The 14,332-nt window shown below is 56.9% G+C and carries 11 protein-coding genes; 2 read left to right on the top strand and 9 right to left on the bottom strand.

Going from position 1 to position 14,332, the window contains the following annotated elements; all coding sequences use genetic code 11:
- Positions 1-32: 32 nt before the first annotated feature.
- On the top strand, positions 33-962 hold the full coding sequence (fabY, locus tag MYY08_RS10785; RefSeq protein ID WP_038629187.1) for a fatty acid biosynthesis protein FabY: 930 nt from the start codon (positions 33-35) through the stop codon (positions 960-962).
- Here fabY and MYY08_RS10780 read toward each other — a convergent pair.
- The 7 genes from MYY08_RS10780 to gmk all read right to left on the bottom strand — a co-directional run bounded on the left by MYY08_RS10780 (position 953) and on the right by gmk (position 10,144).
- Entirely contained in the window at positions 953-2,635 is a 1,683-nt protein-coding gene (locus tag MYY08_RS10780; protein ID WP_288014047.1) for an AsmA family protein, read from the bottom strand. The two genes, fabY and MYY08_RS10780, sit on opposite strands and share 10 nt — an antisense overlap.
- A 131-nt stretch (positions 2,636-2,766) precedes the next feature.
- Positions 2,767-4,152 carry a nucleobase:cation symporter-2 family protein gene (locus MYY08_RS10775; RefSeq protein WP_038629183.1) on the bottom strand — a complete coding sequence of 462 codons (1,386 nt, stop codon included), beginning with the start codon at positions 4,150-4,152 and terminating at the stop codon, positions 2,767-2,769.
- Positions 4,153-4,282: 130 nt separating this feature from the next.
- Complete coding sequence (recG, locus tag MYY08_RS10770; RefSeq protein WP_038629180.1) at positions 4,283-6,364, bottom strand: ATP-dependent DNA helicase RecG; 2,082 nt, start codon at positions 6,362-6,364, stop codon at positions 4,283-4,285.
- Positions 6,361-7,056, bottom strand: a complete 696-nt coding sequence (trmH, locus tag MYY08_RS10765; RefSeq protein ID WP_084969887.1) for a tRNA (guanosine(18)-2'-O)-methyltransferase TrmH — start codon at positions 7,054-7,056, stop codon at positions 6,361-6,363. Before trmH ends, recG begins: the two co-directional genes overlap by 4 nt.
- A gap of 3 nt (positions 7,057-7,059) precedes the next feature.
- Positions 7,060-9,171: a bifunctional GTP diphosphokinase/guanosine-3',5'-bis pyrophosphate 3'-pyrophosphohydrolase gene (gene spoT, locus MYY08_RS10760; RefSeq protein ID WP_038629175.1), complete on the bottom strand. Its 2,112-nt coding sequence runs from the start codon at positions 9,169-9,171 to the stop codon at positions 7,060-7,062.
- A 19-nt stretch (positions 9,172-9,190) separates the two neighbouring features.
- On the bottom strand, positions 9,191-9,466 hold the full coding sequence (rpoZ, locus tag MYY08_RS10755) for a DNA-directed RNA polymerase subunit omega (RefSeq protein WP_038629173.1): 276 nt from the start codon (positions 9,464-9,466) through the stop codon (positions 9,191-9,193).
- Positions 9,467-9,520: 54 nt separating this feature from the next.
- Positions 9,521-10,144 carry a guanylate kinase gene (gene gmk / locus MYY08_RS10750; protein WP_038629171.1) on the bottom strand — a complete coding sequence of 208 codons (624 nt, stop codon included), beginning with the start codon at positions 10,142-10,144 and terminating at the stop codon, positions 9,521-9,523.
- 251 nt (positions 10,145-10,395) lie between these two features.
- Between gmk and ligB the strand changes: the two genes are divergently transcribed.
- The gene (ligB, locus tag MYY08_RS10745) at positions 10,396-12,147 is read left to right on the top strand and encodes an NAD-dependent DNA ligase LigB (RefSeq protein WP_288014042.1); all 1,752 of its coding nucleotides are present in this window, start codon (positions 10,396-10,398) and stop codon (positions 12,145-12,147) included.
- On the opposite strand, the gene MYY08_RS10740 is transcribed toward ligB, so the two are convergent.
- Both MYY08_RS10740 and MYY08_RS10735 read right to left on the bottom strand, forming a co-directional pair.
- Positions 12,122-12,739, bottom strand: a complete 618-nt coding sequence (locus tag MYY08_RS10740) for a trimeric intracellular cation channel family protein (RefSeq protein ID WP_084969889.1) — start codon at positions 12,737-12,739, stop codon at positions 12,122-12,124. The genes ligB and MYY08_RS10740 overlap by 26 nt on opposite strands.
- Positions 12,740-12,950: 211 nt before the next feature.
- Positions 12,951-14,332: MOP flippase family protein (locus tag MYY08_RS10735; RefSeq protein ID WP_288014040.1), on the bottom strand; the 1,382-nt coding region annotated here is incomplete at its 5' end.

Raw genomic sequence — 14,332 nt, 5'->3', positions numbered from 1 at the left:
GCCGCCCTTAAGCCGAACGAGAGAATCCTTTTATGTATCACCTACGAGTGCCGGAAACTGCCGAAGAGCTGGAAATGTATTATCAGTTCCGCTGGGAGATGTTACGTAAACCACTGCGTCAGCCGCAGGGGTCGGAGCGGGACGCCTGGGACGCCCTGGCGCATCATCAGATGGTGGTGGATGAGCAGGGCAAGCCCGTTGCCGCGGGACGGCTCTATATCAACGCCGATAATGAAGCCTCGATTCGTTTCCTGGCCGTCCATCCGACGGTACAGGGAAAAGGGCTGGGCACGCTGGTGGCGATGACGCTGGAGTCGGTGGCGCGTCAGGAAGGCGTTAAGCGCGTCGTCTGTAGCGCCCGCGAAGATGCGGTCGAGTTCTTCGCCAAGCTGGGCTACCTCAACGAGGGAGAGATCACCGCGCCGCAGACCACGCCGGTGCGCCATTTTCTGATGATCAAGCCGGTGGTGACGCTGGATGATATTTTGCACCGCGCCGACTGGTGCGGGCAATTACAGCAGGCGTGGTATGAGCATATTCCATTAAGCGAAAAGATGGGCGTGCGCATTTCACAGTATACCGGCCAGAAATTTATGACCACCATGCCGGAGACCGGCAACCAGAATCCGCATCATACCTTGTTTGCAGGCAGCCTGTTTTCACTGGCGACGCTGACCGGCTGGGGCCTGATCTGGCTGCTGCTGCGCGAACGTCACCTTGGCGGTACGATTATTCTGGCCGACGCGCATATTCGCTACAGTCAGCCTATTAGCGGCAAGCCGAGCGCTACGGCCGATCTTGGCTCGCTGAGCGGCGATCTCGATCGCCTGGCGCGCGGGCGTAAAGCGCGCGTTCAGCTGGAGGTAGAGCTGTTCGGCAACGAGGTGTGCGGCGCGGTCTTCAACGGTGTCTACATCGTGCTGCCCGCCGATCCCGACGGGCCGCTGGAACCTCACGGCTGAGTCGTCACCGCGCCCTGCGTCATGGTTTGCTCCAGGGCGCGTTCCGCTGCGTTAATGGTTAGCGTGCCGTTAGCGCTGCCTTTCAGCGGCGTATCCGCTGCCAGACGCGCATTCAGCTTCAGCTGCAATGTCGCCGGGCCCGACAGCGGCGGCGCGGGCCAGCCCCAGTTTTGCAGCACATCCGCCGGCACTGAACGGCCATCCAGCGTTAACGACAGATGACGCGCTGGCGTTTGATCCAGCGTCGCCTGGCCTTCCAGCATGCCTTTATCAACAAAGGCGCTCATCTCCGTCACGTTAATCTGTCCGCTATCGGCATTTAACGCGAGGGAAGGGCGACGGATATCGGTACGGTTGAAGGTCGCCTCCGCTGCATTCAGGTTCAGGATCCCCTGCCAGACGCCCCATTGCCGCTGACGCGCCAGCAGCAGATCTGAGCCGTTTATATCCAGCGCGGTAACCTGGAACGGCCAGGCCGGGTTAACATCAATCAGCAGATTGCGGCTGCCGCTTAGCTTTTTCACCAGCACGCTGTCGAGCCAGCCCGGCAGCGTCTCCATCCAGCGGTCGCGCCAGTTTTCCGGCAGCGTGTATTCCAGGCCCGCCAGCACCAGCTCATCCAGCGTCAGCCGCTTAGTTTGCCGCTGCCAGCTGCCCTGCGCCCGTATCAGGCCGTTAACCCAACGGGAGCTGAAGCGCGCGTCGGCGACGCCCTGCGGTGAAAAGTCGAGATTCAGAATCGGATCGTTCAGCGTCAGCTGTCCATTGATAAAACTGTCGGCATTCAGCGCCAGCGAGCCTTCCTCGCTCTGCCAGTCGCCCTGACGCAGCGTCAGCTCTTTTACCAGCAGGTCAAGATCGGTTACCGCCCAGTCCGGCCCCTGTAAGCGCGCATCGGTCATATCCACGCGGGAAAAGTGCACGGAAGGCAAATTACGCAGCGGCGCGAGGAAATCCGCCAGTGATTTATCCGTTTGCAGGCGAATATCGTTCATCCGCAATGCCGGAACGTGCCAGTTGCCCGCGCTGTCACGCTGCGCGCTACCGGTCACGGAGCCGCGCGCCACATCCGCGCCGAAGTTGTTCACGAAAAGCTGTTTATCGCTGATACGTCCCTGAATCAGCGCATTGGTGGCCGTCAGGCCGTCGACCGTAATGCTTTCCGCGCTCATCTGGAAGCTGGCGTTGTCGCCGGCGATACGGCCGGGTGCAGGCTGCCAGGGAATAATGCCGCCGTTCAGGGCCTTGGCGCTGATGGCAAGGCGGGGCGTATTGACCGCCATATTACGCAACTGCAGGCGGTCGGCCTGTAACGGCCATGCCATACTGCCCGGCATATTGGCGGCATCCAGCGTGCCGTCGCGCAGTTCAATGCTGGCGAATCGCAACGGCTGGTTAAACAGGGAGAGGGAAAGGCCGAGGTTGACGGTTTTCGCCACCATGACAGCAGGCTGGCCGTCATGACCAAAGCTGACGTTATGTAAGCTCAACAGGGAAGGATCGGAAAAGTTATGCTCTATTTTGGCGATGGAAAGGTGATACGCCGTGTCGTCGCTGATCCGTCTGCTGGCCCATTCTGCGCCCCAGCGGGTTTGCAGCAGAAAATAACAGACCACGACCACCAGCAACAGCAGTAACAACAATGAAAGAATTAACTTTCCGACAAATTTCATTTGCATCCTTCCGTATGAATTTCCGGTATCGCCTGTTATGCCTGAATTACCGGCATACCTCAACAGCGCGGTTGTAAAGCTGGAAACAAAAGCGGAGGAAGGCGGACGAGCAGCTGCTCGCCCGACAGGATTTACTTCTCTTGTGGAAAGATCAGGTTCAGCACAATCGCCGTGATGCCGCCAGCGGCGATGCCGGAAGAGAGTAGCGTTTTCAGCCAGTCCGGCGCAAATTGCAGGATCAGCGGCTGCTGAGATACGCCCAGCCCGACCGCCAGCGACAGGGCGATAATCATAATCGCGCGGCGGTTTAACGGCTCGCGGGACACAATGCGCACGCCGGAAGCGGCGATGGTGCCGAACATCACGATGGTGGCGCCGCCCAGCACCGGTTCCGGGATATGCTGTACAAAACCGCTGACCGCCGGAAACAGGCCCAGCACGATAAGCATCAGGGACACCACGAAGCCGACATAGCGGCTGGCGACGCCGGTCAGCTGGATTACGCCGTTATTCTGGCCGAAACAGGAGTTGGGAAAGGTATTAAACAGCGCAGAAACAAACGAGTTCAGACCGTTCGCCAGCACGCCGCCTTTCAGACGCTTCATATAGATCGGACCGGTAACCGGCTGCTCTGAGACATCGGAGGTGGCGGTAATATCGCCGATCGTTTCCAGCGAGGTCACCATAAATACCAGCATCAGCGGAATCAGCAGATTCCAGTCAAAGCCCAGACCGTAATAGAGCGGCATCGGCACCGCGACCAGCGCGCTTTGCGTCGTGCCGGCGCTTTCCGGCAGCATACCCAGCGCCCAGGCCAGCAGATAGCCGACCGCCATCGCAATCACCAGCGAGGCGACGCGCAGGTAAGGATTGCGCTGACGGTTCAACAGAATAATCACCGCCAGCACCACGCCCGCCAGCAGCAGGTTTTTCGGCGCGCCGAAGGTGTGATCGCTCATCGCCGCGTAGCCGCCGCCTATCGAAGTCAGACCTACCTGAATCAGCGACAGCCCGATAATCATTACTACAATGCCGGAGACCAGCGGGGTAATAATGCGACGCGCCAGATGCAGCACGCGCGACAACACCATTTCGGTACAGGAAGCGACCATTAGCGTGCCGAACAGCGCCGCCATCATCGTTGGAACGTCAGCGCCACCGTTTTTCAATGCCATGCCGCCCATAATCAGCGGCGTAACAAAGTTAAAGCTGGTGCCCTGAATGGAGAGCAGGCCTGAGCCGACCGGCCCCCAGGTTTTAATCTGCAAGATAGAGGCGACGCCGGAAGCGAACAGCGACATGCTGATGATGTGCTGCGTATCCTGCGCGGGCAGGCCGAGCGCCTGACAGATCAGTAAGGCGGGCGTGATGACCGCAACGAACATCGCCAGCAGATGCTGGCAGGCGGCAAACAGCGTTTGCGGCAGCGGCGGGCGGTCTTCCAGACGGTAAATCAGTTCGCTCTTTGGCGTCGCGGCATTGGCGGACGAGGCGATTTCATTTGGGCTGACGGACATGGTTAAGGTTCCCTGAGAAACAAAGTGGCGATTGTAATTCACTGCCAGGCAAAAGCAATCGTTTGCTAAAACGCAAAGGCGCTTTAGCCGCTTTATTTATTCTGGATCAGAAAAGAGGAACGGCCCGGTATCAGGCGTTAGTATAGCGGTCGGTTTCCGGCAGCCAGCGTTCAATCAGCGCCTGCGCCTGTTCTGGATAGTGCTGGTGGATATGGCGTGCAATTCGCTGCACATCGGGGATAAGCGCCTGATCACGCAGCAGATCGGCGACCTTAAATTCCGCGTTGCCGGTTTGCCGGGTACCGAGCAGTTCGCCAGGGCCGCGGATTTCCAGATCGCACTGGGCGATAACGAAACCGTCGTTGCTGTCACGCAGCACCTGTAAACGTTTCTGAGCCGTTTTGCTCAGCGGCGATTTATAGAGCAATACGCAGTGCGAGGCGACGGCGCCGCGCCCTACACGTCCGCGCAGCTGGTGAAGCTGGGCCAGGCCAAGACGTTCCGGGTTCTCGATAATCATCAGGCTGGCGTTTGGCACATCCACGCCGACTTCAATAACGGTGGTCGCCACCAGCAGCTGCAATTCGCCCTGTTTAAAGGCCTGCATGACATCCTGTTTTTCCTGCGGTTTCATTCGGCCATGCACCAGGCCGACCCGCAGATCGGGCAGCGCCAGCTTGAGTTCTTCCCAGGTTGCTTCCGCCGCCTGCGCTTCCAGCAGATCGGACTCTTCAATCAGGGTGCATACCCAGTAGGCCTGACGGCCTTCTGTTTGACAGGCGCGCTTAACGCGCTCGATAATCTCCGCCCGGCGCGTATCGGGTATGGCAACGGTCGTTACCGGCGTACGTCCCGGCGGCAATTCGTCAATTACAGAGGTGTCGAGATCGGCATAGGCGGTCATCGCCAGCGTACGCGGGATCGGCGTCGCGGTCATAATGAGCTGGTGCGGATGAAACCCTTGCTCCTCGCCTTTTTCCCACAGCGCCAGCCGTTGATGAACGCCGAAGCGGTGCTGTTCATCAATAATCACCAGCGCCAGGCCGTTAAACTGCACCTGTTCCTGAAAAATGGCGTGCGTGCCGACGACCATTGACACCTGACCGCTGGCGATCGCTTCCTGCTGCGCCAGGCGCGCCTTGCCTTTCTGCTTACCGGCCAGCCAGCCGACTTCCAGTCCCAGCGGCGCAAACCACTGACGGAAATTATTGGCATGCTGCTCGGCCAGCAGTTCGGTCGGCGCCATCAGCGCAACCTGCTTGCCGTGGGCGATAACATGCAGCGCCGCCAGCGCCGCAACCAGCGTTTTGCCTGACCCGACGTCGCCCTGTACCAGACGCATCATCGGGTAATCATTGGCGAGATCCTGTTCGATCTCTTTCACTACCCGCTGTTGCGCGGCGGTAGGCTTAAACGGCAGCGCTGCCAGCAGCTTGTCGCTAAGCTGGTGGCGTGGCGGCATCGGCAGCGCATGATAACGCTGGGCGCCAGCGCGTACCGCCAGCATACTCAGGTTATGCGCCAGCAGTTCTTCCAGAATCAATCGTCGCTGTGCCGGATGACGTCCGCTCTCCAGATCCGCCAGCTGCATATCCGGCGGCGGACGATGCAGCGTCCGTAACGCGTCAGGCAGGCTAAGCAGGCCGCCGCGCAGTTCGTCGGGAAGCAGTTCGGCAATCGGGCAGCTATCAAGCAGCTTCAGCGCCTGATCGGTAAGATTGCGCAGCGTCGCCTGACGGATGCCTTCCGTGGTGGGATAAACCGGCGTCAGGGTTTCCTGCAATTCAGTGACGCTGTGCTCGCCCTGAATACGGTATTCAGGATGGATGATTTCCGCGCCGCGCTGCCCACGCTTGATTTCACCGTAGGCGGTAACGCGCGCGCCGGGCGCCAGGCCGTTTTTCATGCCGGCGTTGAAGTTGAAGAAACGCAGCGTCGCCACACCTGTACCATCGCTGATCTGGCTTACCAGCATGCGACGACGGCCAAAGGTGACGTCGGTGTGCAGTACTTCGCCTTCGATGGTCGCCCAGATGCCGGGCAGCAGATCGTTGATAGGATAAAGCTGGGTGCGATCTTCATAACGCAACGGCAGATGCAACAGCAAATCCTGCACGGTATGCAGTCCAATCTTTGCCAGCTTCCCTGCCTGGCTTGCGCCAACGCCGGAAAGCGTGCTTAACGGAACGGCATCCAGCAGGCGGCCCTTCATCGCTTCCCCGTCGCCTGCATGGCGGCCCACCAGTCGTCGTCGGCAATGACTTCGCCGTCATCATCGATTTCAGGGTAGGGCAGCTTTTTCTGTTTCGCGACGCGCGCCAGTACGGGATACCCGCCTTCAAACAGCAGGCGCTGTTGTTCAGCATAAGCCAGCGTGCTGCTTTCACGTTTGTACATGCCGGCGTTCTGTCGCTGACGCTGTGCTTCATACAGGATCAGCGCGGAGGCGACGGAGACGTTGAGTGACTGCACCATGCCGACCATCGGAATAATGATGTCCTGGTCAGCCAGCGCCAGCGCTTCCTGCGTGATGCCGAATTTTTCCTGCCCCATCAGAATGCAGGTCGGACGCGTGTAATCAATCTCGCGAAAATCGACCGCTTTGGCGGAAAGATGGGTCGCGAGGATTTGCATATCCAGCTGCTTCAGGTGCGTTACCGCATCGGTAATGGTGCGGTGGGTTTTCACCTGCACCCAGCTGTTGCTGCCGGCGGCGGACGAGACGGCGGTACGCATGCGGCTGGCGGGCCAGACCGCATGGACTTCATGGACGCCCACCGCGTCCGCCGTACGGATAATGGCGGAAACGTTGTGGGGCTTGTGTACCTGCTCCATACACACGGTTAAATCATGCTGGCGCGCGGCCAGCATCTCGCGTATACGAGCAAAACGTTGAGCATTCATGCGTTAATTTCGGTTACGGTGAACTTTGATCACATCCGGCATGATGCGAATTTTGCGCATAATATTCGCCAGATGGATGCGGTCGCGCGCCGTCAGACGAATAAAGGTGCTGTAAACGCGACCGTCACGCTCTTCGGTGTTCAGACTCTGGATATTGGAACCGGCGGTATTGATCGCGGCGGTCAGGTTAGCCAGCGCACCCTGATGATTAAACATATCCACCTTGATCTCGGCGACGAACTCCTGCTCGGTCACTTTATCCCATTCCACCGCCATAAATTTCTCAGGCTCTTTCTGGTAGCCACGGATATTACGACAGGATTCGTGATGCACCACCAACCCTTTGCCGGGACTGACGTGCGCCACAATCGGGTCGCCTGGAATAGGACGGCAACATTTCGCAAAGGTAATCAACACGCCATCGGCGCCTTTAATCGGCAGCTTGCTGCGCGAAGCGGCGCTGGCGGATGTGCCTCCCGCCATATCCTGTAGCAGGTTTTTCGCGACGACCACGCTCATGGCGTTGCCAAGACCGATTTCCGCCAGCAGATCGTCCAGCGACGCCAGCTTCATGCGATCCAGCTCTTGCTCAATGCTCGCCTGCGGAATTTCCGCCAGCTTGCGGCTGCCGCCGAGCGCATGATTAAGCAGACGACGGCCCAGGCTAACCGAATCTTCGCGCTTGAGGTTTTTCAACAGCTGACGAATTTTGGCGCGCGCCTTCGAGCTGACGACAAAATTCAGCCAGGCGGCGTTAGGCCGCGCGCCCGGCGCGGTGATAATTTCCACCGTCTGGCCGCTGGCCAATGGCTGCGACAGAGGATACGGCTGACGGTCAACGCGCGCGCCGACGCAGGCATGACCGATATCGGTATGCACCGCATAGGCGAAATCGACCGGCGTAGCGCCAGCCGGCAGTTCGACAATACGCCCTTCCGGTGTAAAAACGTAAATCTCATCCGGGAACAGATCGGATTTTACGCTTTCAATAAATTCAAAGGAGCTGCCGGCGCTTTGTTGCAGTTCCAGCAGGCTTTGCAGCCAGCGCTGGGCGCGGATCTGCGCCGTGGTGCCGCTTTCGCCCTGTTCTTTATAAGCCCAGTGCGCCGCGACGCCCATCTCCGCCATCTGATCCATATCTTCGGTACGGATCTGCACCTCGACCGGCACGCCGTGCGGACCGATCATCGAAGTGTGAAGCGACTGATAGCCGTTCGCTTTCGGGATAGCGATATAATCCTTTACCCGGCCCGGACGCGGCTTATAGAGGCTGTGCATCTGGCCGAGAACGCGATAGCAGGTATCTACATCGCGGACGATCACGCGAAAAGCGTAGATATCCATAATCGAGTGGAAACGCTGCTCTTTGAGGTGCATTTTGCAGTAAATGGAATAGAGGTGCTTTTCGCGCCCGAAAACGCGACAGGGAATCCCCGCTTCCTGCAAACGACCTTCAATCTCCGCGAGAATTTTTTGGATCATCTCCTTACGGTTACCGCGCGCGGCTTTCACCACTTCTTTAATAACGCGATAACGGTTGGGATAGAGCGCTTCAAAACCCAGCTCTTCCAGCTCGGTTTTCAAATGATGGATGCCGAGACGGTGCGCCAGCGGACTGTAGATTTCCAGCGTTTCGCGCGCGATGCGCCGCCGTTTATCCGGCCGCAGCGAACCCAGCGTGCGCATGTTGTGCGTACGGTCGGCAAGCTTGATCAGGATGACGCGAATGTCCTGCACCATCGCCATGATCATTTTGCGGAAGTTTTCCGCCTGCGCCTCTTTCTTGTCACGAAACTTCAGCTTATCCAGTTTGGATACGCCTTCAACCAGCTCGGCGACGCTTTTGCCGAACAGCTGTTCCATGTCCTGATAGGTGGCGGGCGTGTCTTCGATCACGTCATGCAGCAGCGCGGCCATGAGGGTTTCATAGTCGAGCTTCATTTCCGCCAGAATACAAGCGACGGCGACGGGATGCGTGATATAAGGCTCGCCGCTGGAACGTGTCTGTCCCTCGTGGGCATCACGTGCGACAAGATAAGCTTGCTTGAGGCGCTTAATCTGCTCCTCAGGCAAGTATTTAACAATCAACTGATTGAGACTTTCGAAAAGATACAAGGGCGAGCCTTCCGGCTAATTAACGACGGCCTTCAGCGATAGCGGTCACGGCCTGCAATTCGGCGGCTTCCTGCTCCTGCTGTTCCTGACGCTCACGTACATCGAGGATCTGATTGGTGATCAGGCCTTCTTCGATCTCACGCAGGGCGATAACGGTCGGTTTGTCGTTCTCTTCCGGTACCAGCGGATCTTTACCGTTCACCTGCATCTGACGTGCGCGACGTGCAGCGACCAGAACCAGGTCAAAACGGTTACCAATTTTCTCTACTGCGTCCTGAACGGTTACGCGTGCCATAAATGTGTTACTCCACAGGTGAAGAAATGACTGGGCATGATACTGAATGTGACTTCAGTCTGCCAATAGTTTGCTGATTAAAGCATCATGGCGGGCTTTTTGACGGCCCATACGCAGACGCTCGGCGCGAATGATGGTTTTCAGATCGGACAGCGCCAGGTCGAAATCATCATTCACAATTAAATAATCGTACTCGGCGTAGTGGCTCATCTCCGCGACGGCCTGAGCCATACGACGGGCAATGACCTCTTCGCTGTCCTGGCCGCGGCCGCGCAGGCGGCGGTCCAGTTCCTCTTTCGAGGGCGGCAGGACGAAGATGCTGCGCGCGCTGGGCATTTTTTGCCGAATCTGCTGCGCGCCCTGCCAGTCAATGTCCAGAAACACGTCGACGCCGGTAGCCAGCACCTGTTCAATCGCCGCGCGAGAGGTGCCGTAATAGTTGCCGAACACTTCAGCATGCTCAAGGAAAGCATCCTGCTCAATCATCGATTCAAATTCTTGTTTTGAAACGAAATAATAATGCTCGCCGTGCTGTTCGCCTGGGCGCACGCCGCGTGTCGTATGCGAAATGGATACCTGCGTATCGTATAACGGCTGCGTTTTCAGCATAGCCTGAATCAGGCTGGATTTACCTGCGCCGCTGGGAGCGGAAATAATATAAAGCGTGCCTTGAGCCATGATAGTTCTTGAAGTGTGTAAAAGAGCGGAGTCTGTTTCCTGCACAGTATACACGGCTTGCCGCCGCCATGCAGCGTTTGCGCCGTTACGCTGCGGTTTTTCTTCTTTTCAGGAAAAAATGCCGCATAAGATGCGCTGCCTTGCATCGTTTGCACTAAAAATTTGCGTGACGCTTTCCTGTTCGCCGCATTCCTGCTCGCCGGTCGCCAGGCAATAGCGTTTACTGACAGTGCTGAAAACAAGGAGGCGTTATGTCAGGAAGGGAGGCTCTATGGCTGCTGTGGCTATTCGCAGGCGCGGCTCAGGCGCTTTGTCCGCGCTGGGCTCCCGCTCGCGCAGCGGAAGAGATGGCGCATTTACAGCAGCAGCTGCGCAGCTGGGATAGCGCTTATTACAATGATGGCGAAACGCTGATTGATGATGCGCTTTATGACGGCCTGCAGCGCCGCCTGCAACGGTGGCAACACTGCTTCCAGCCTGCCGCTGAGCCGGATAGATCGGTCTGGGCGCGCAGCGGCGTTATGGATCATCCCGTCGCGCATACCGGCGTAAAAAAATTGCCGGATAAACTGGCGGTGGCTTACTGGATGCAGGGGAAAAAGACTTTATGGCTGCAACCGAAAGTAGACGGCGTCGCGGTGACGCTGGTTTACCGTCAGGGAAAGCTGGCTGCGCTGATCAGCCGCGGCGACGGCGCGAAAGGGCAGAACTGGTTGAATAAAGCGCCTTATATTCCCGCGCTGCCGCAGGAGATTGACGATAAACGGCCGCAGCTGATTTTGCAGGGCGAACTGTTTTTGGCGGTGAACGATCATCAGCAATCGCTACATGGGAGTAAGAATGCGCGCGCGCAGGTTGCCGGCGCGTTAATGCGCCAGACGCCCTCGCCGATCCTGTCTCAGTTGGGTATTTTCATCTGGGCGTGGCCGGATGGCCCGGAAACAATGGCGATGCGGCAAAAGGCGCTTAAGCGGCTGGGGTTTGGCTTATCCGGCGACTGGACGCGGCCGGTATCAGATGAAGAGGATGTCGCTCGCTGGCGTAACCATTGGTTTCGCTCCCCCTTGCCTTTTGTTACGGATGGGGTGGTGATTCATCAGGACAAACGCTCAACGGGTAAGCAGTGGCTGCCGGGCAGCAGTGAAGAGAGCGCTGCCTGGAAATATACGCCGCCGGTTATCAGCAGCGAAGTGCTGTCCGTTGAATTTCCAGTAGGCCGCACAGGTAAAATTGCCGTAGTGCTTAACGTCGCCCCGGTACAGCTGGATGATAAAACCGTGCGGCGGGTCAGTCTGGGGTCTTTGGCGCGCTGGCAGGCGCTGGATATCGTGCCCGGCGATCAGGTGGCTATTGGGCTGGCGGGACAGGGCATTCCCCGCTTTGAACACGTGGTCTGGCGGGTGGTTCAGCGCGATCGGCCCGTAGCGCCCGATCCGCAGCAATACCACAGCCTGAGCTGCTTCTATTACAGCACGGATTGCCGCAAACAGTTTATCTCCCGTTTAAGCTGGATGAGTCGAAAAAACGTACTTGATTTGCCCGGCATTCAACGCAGCACATGGCTGCGCCTGCTCCAGCAGCCCGGCTTCACGCATATTTTTTCATGGATGACGATGAGCGCCGATCGGCTTTCCACAATCACGGGGATCACGCCGCAGCGTGCGCAGCAGATCGTTCATCATTTTAATCTGGCGCAGCGCCAGCCTCTGCGACGCTGGGTAAAGGCGCTGGGCGCGCCGATACCGGAAGCGGCGCTGTTGGCCTTGCCGGATAGCAGTTGGACGGCGTTGCTGGCGCGTGATGCTCACGACTGGCAACAACTGCCGGGCATTGGCGTCACGTTAGCGGAGAGAATCGAAAACTGGCTGCGGGATAAAGAGGTCAGAGAACTGATTGCATTTATTCAGCAGCAGCAGGCGGCGTCCGGTTCGGCTATAAATACCCCGACAACCACACGCCCCGCCGTACAGCCTGCAATTAATGTTCTGGATGCGGATAATTGAAAATGGGCAGCCCAAGCCGAAAACGCAGCGCCAGCAGGCGCGATAAAAAGCCAAACAGCAATGTAATTATGATGACCGTTTCATGGGAGAGCGGTGTTTTTAGCAGCAGGATATAGAGCCAGCCCGCGGCAAAAGCGATACCGGCGTACAGCTCTTTCTGAAATACCAGCGGAATGCGGTTGCAGAACATATCGCGCAGAACGCCGCCGAAGACACCGGTGATGACCGCGCTGATCGCCGCGATAACAGCAGCATGTCCCATATCCAGCGCGACCTGAGCGCCAATAATAGAGAAGACCACCAGGCCCAGCGCATCCAGCACCAGGAAGACTTTGCGCAGATGGGTCATCAGAGGAGCGACAACGGTGGTAATGACCGCTGCCGCGGCAACGATCATAATGTACTCAGGATGTTTTACCCAACCGAGCGGATAGTGTCCCAGTAGCATATCGCGCACCGAGCCGCCACCGATGGCCGTTACCGAGGCGATAATAATGACGCCAAACAGATCCATTTTACGTCGGCCAGCCGCGAGCGCGCCGGTCATCGCTTCGGCAGTAATGCCTATGATATAGAGTACAGTCAGTAACATAGCCAGCTCCAGGAAAACGGTGGCAAGCCTACAGCGCTTCCCTGAATGTAGACGAGTGAAAATTTCTAAGGCATCCGCTTACGGATTAGTTCTTTTTATGCGAAGCGGTGATAATCCAGTAAAAAGAGAGCATAAAAAAAGCGTGCTGTAGCAGCACGCTTAATAAAATACCCTGGTACGGGTACTTTTCCACCCATAAACAGCTTTATTATTATATCAATGTATTTTCGCTTTCCAGCGTCACTTTCGGACGCGCTTTGCTTTGTACGATCTGCTTTAACTCCAGCACTAAAGGTTCGCGGCTGCTAAGCATCATTAACCCCCACACCAGCGCGCCGGCAGAAATTTGTATCGCCAACGCTGCGGAAGCGGGCATCACATCTTCCAACACAAAGCCAAGCGCGTAGCTAATCCAGAGTGTCGGCAATGCCATACGCAGCGGCATCCATTGGCTGACAATGTATTCTTTGCCGCTCGCGCCCAGGATAGGGCGAATCAGCACAAAGTAGTTCATCAATACCGTTAAGGCCTGCAAGGCGGTGAAACCGATAGTCGCGCCCATCAGCCCGCCCCATTCCGCGCCCAGCCAGACAGCCGGTACTGAGAGTATCAGGCGGATCGCATTCAGTCTGGAACTGATATCCACGGTGCCTTTTGCCATGACCAGAGCGCCGACAGGGTTGTTAATGGCGCGCATAATGCCGGCAACGCATAAGATTTGTAGCACCGGTGTAATAAACAACCAGCGTTCGCCAAAAACACTCAATACCAGATTATGCGCGACGCCAATCATGCCCAGCAGCGCAACGAAGTTCAGCAGGCTCATGATAGACAGCATTTTATAAAAGTTATGACGTAAACGCGGCCGGTCATCCTGCATCTGAGCGAACGCCGGAAACAAGACGCGCGTCAAAATAGGGTTGATTTTAGCGGGCGGCATGACGGCCAGGTTGAACGCCAGGTTATAACCGCCGGTGGCTACCGCGCCCAATAGCCGGGAAAGCAGCATAGTGGGCATATTCATGCTGAGCTGATTGATCAAGCTGTCTGCGGTAAGATAACCGCCGTAGCGTAAGTTGCTGCTCACGCTTTTCAGTTCAAAGACAAACTGTGGCCGATAGATCTCACGGCCGTAATAGCAAAACAGCAGCATACGCACAGAGATCATTGTGAGATAACCCCAGATAGCGCAAAGCGCAGAGGGATAAAACAGCGCTGAAAGCAGCGTAACGGCAAAGCCTGCCAGCGCCGCTATCACTTCCGTTCGGCCAATCTGAGTAAAGGCGAGCTCTTTCTGCAATAAAGCACGAAACTGTTGACCCTGAGGAATGATAATAAAGGCCACGGAAAGCGCCTGAATAAGTTCGCTCAGTTGCGGTTGATGTAATAAAGCACTAATAAAATCGCTGCTGCAATAAACCAGCAGGAAAATTACTGCGCCAATAATAATATTCAACCAGTATAAAGTGGAAAGTTCTGTCTCCGACATATCTTTACGTTGTATGACTGAATTGGATAAACCAAAATCAGAAAGCGTATCTACCAACGTCAAAATAACCAGAGAAATAGTCAATAATCCAAATTCTTTTGGAT

The organism is Mixta sp. (assembly GCF_024610815.1).
Classification (GTDB): Bacteria; Pseudomonadota; Gammaproteobacteria; order Enterobacterales; family Enterobacteriaceae; genus Mixta; species Mixta calida.
Note: the sequence above shows the minus strand (reverse complement) of the source record. Positions and strands in the feature narration are given on the sequence as shown.

Coding starts and splice junctions, on each gene's coding strand:
- fabY (WP_038629187.1), top strand. CDS start 33: ATGTATCACCTACGAGTGCCGGAAACTGCCGAAGAGCTGGAAATGTAT.
- MYY08_RS10775 (WP_038629183.1), bottom strand. CDS start 4,152: ATGTCCGTCAGCCCAAATGAAATCGCCTCGTCCGCCAATGCCGCGACG.
- rpoZ (WP_038629173.1), bottom strand. CDS start 9,466: ATGGCACGCGTAACCGTTCAGGACGCAGTAGAGAAAATTGGTAACCGT.
- gmk (WP_038629171.1), bottom strand. CDS start 10,144: ATGGCTCAAGGCACGCTTTATATTATTTCCGCTCCCAGCGGCGCAGGT.
- recG (WP_038629180.1), bottom strand. CDS start 6,364: ATGAAGGGCCGCCTGCTGGATGCCGTTCCGTTAAGCACGCTTTCCGGC.
- MYY08_RS10740 (WP_084969889.1), bottom strand. CDS start 12,739: ATGTTACTGACTGTACTCTATATCATAGGCATTACTGCCGAAGCGATG.
- trmH (WP_084969887.1), bottom strand. CDS start 7,056: ATGAATGCTCAACGTTTTGCTCGTATACGCGAGATGCTGGCCGCGCGC.
- MYY08_RS10780 (WP_288014047.1), bottom strand. CDS start 2,635: ATGAAATTTGTCGGAAAGTTAATTCTTTCATTGTTGTTACTGCTGTTG.
- ligB (WP_288014042.1), top strand. CDS start 10,396: ATGTCAGGAAGGGAGGCTCTATGGCTGCTGTGGCTATTCGCAGGCGCG.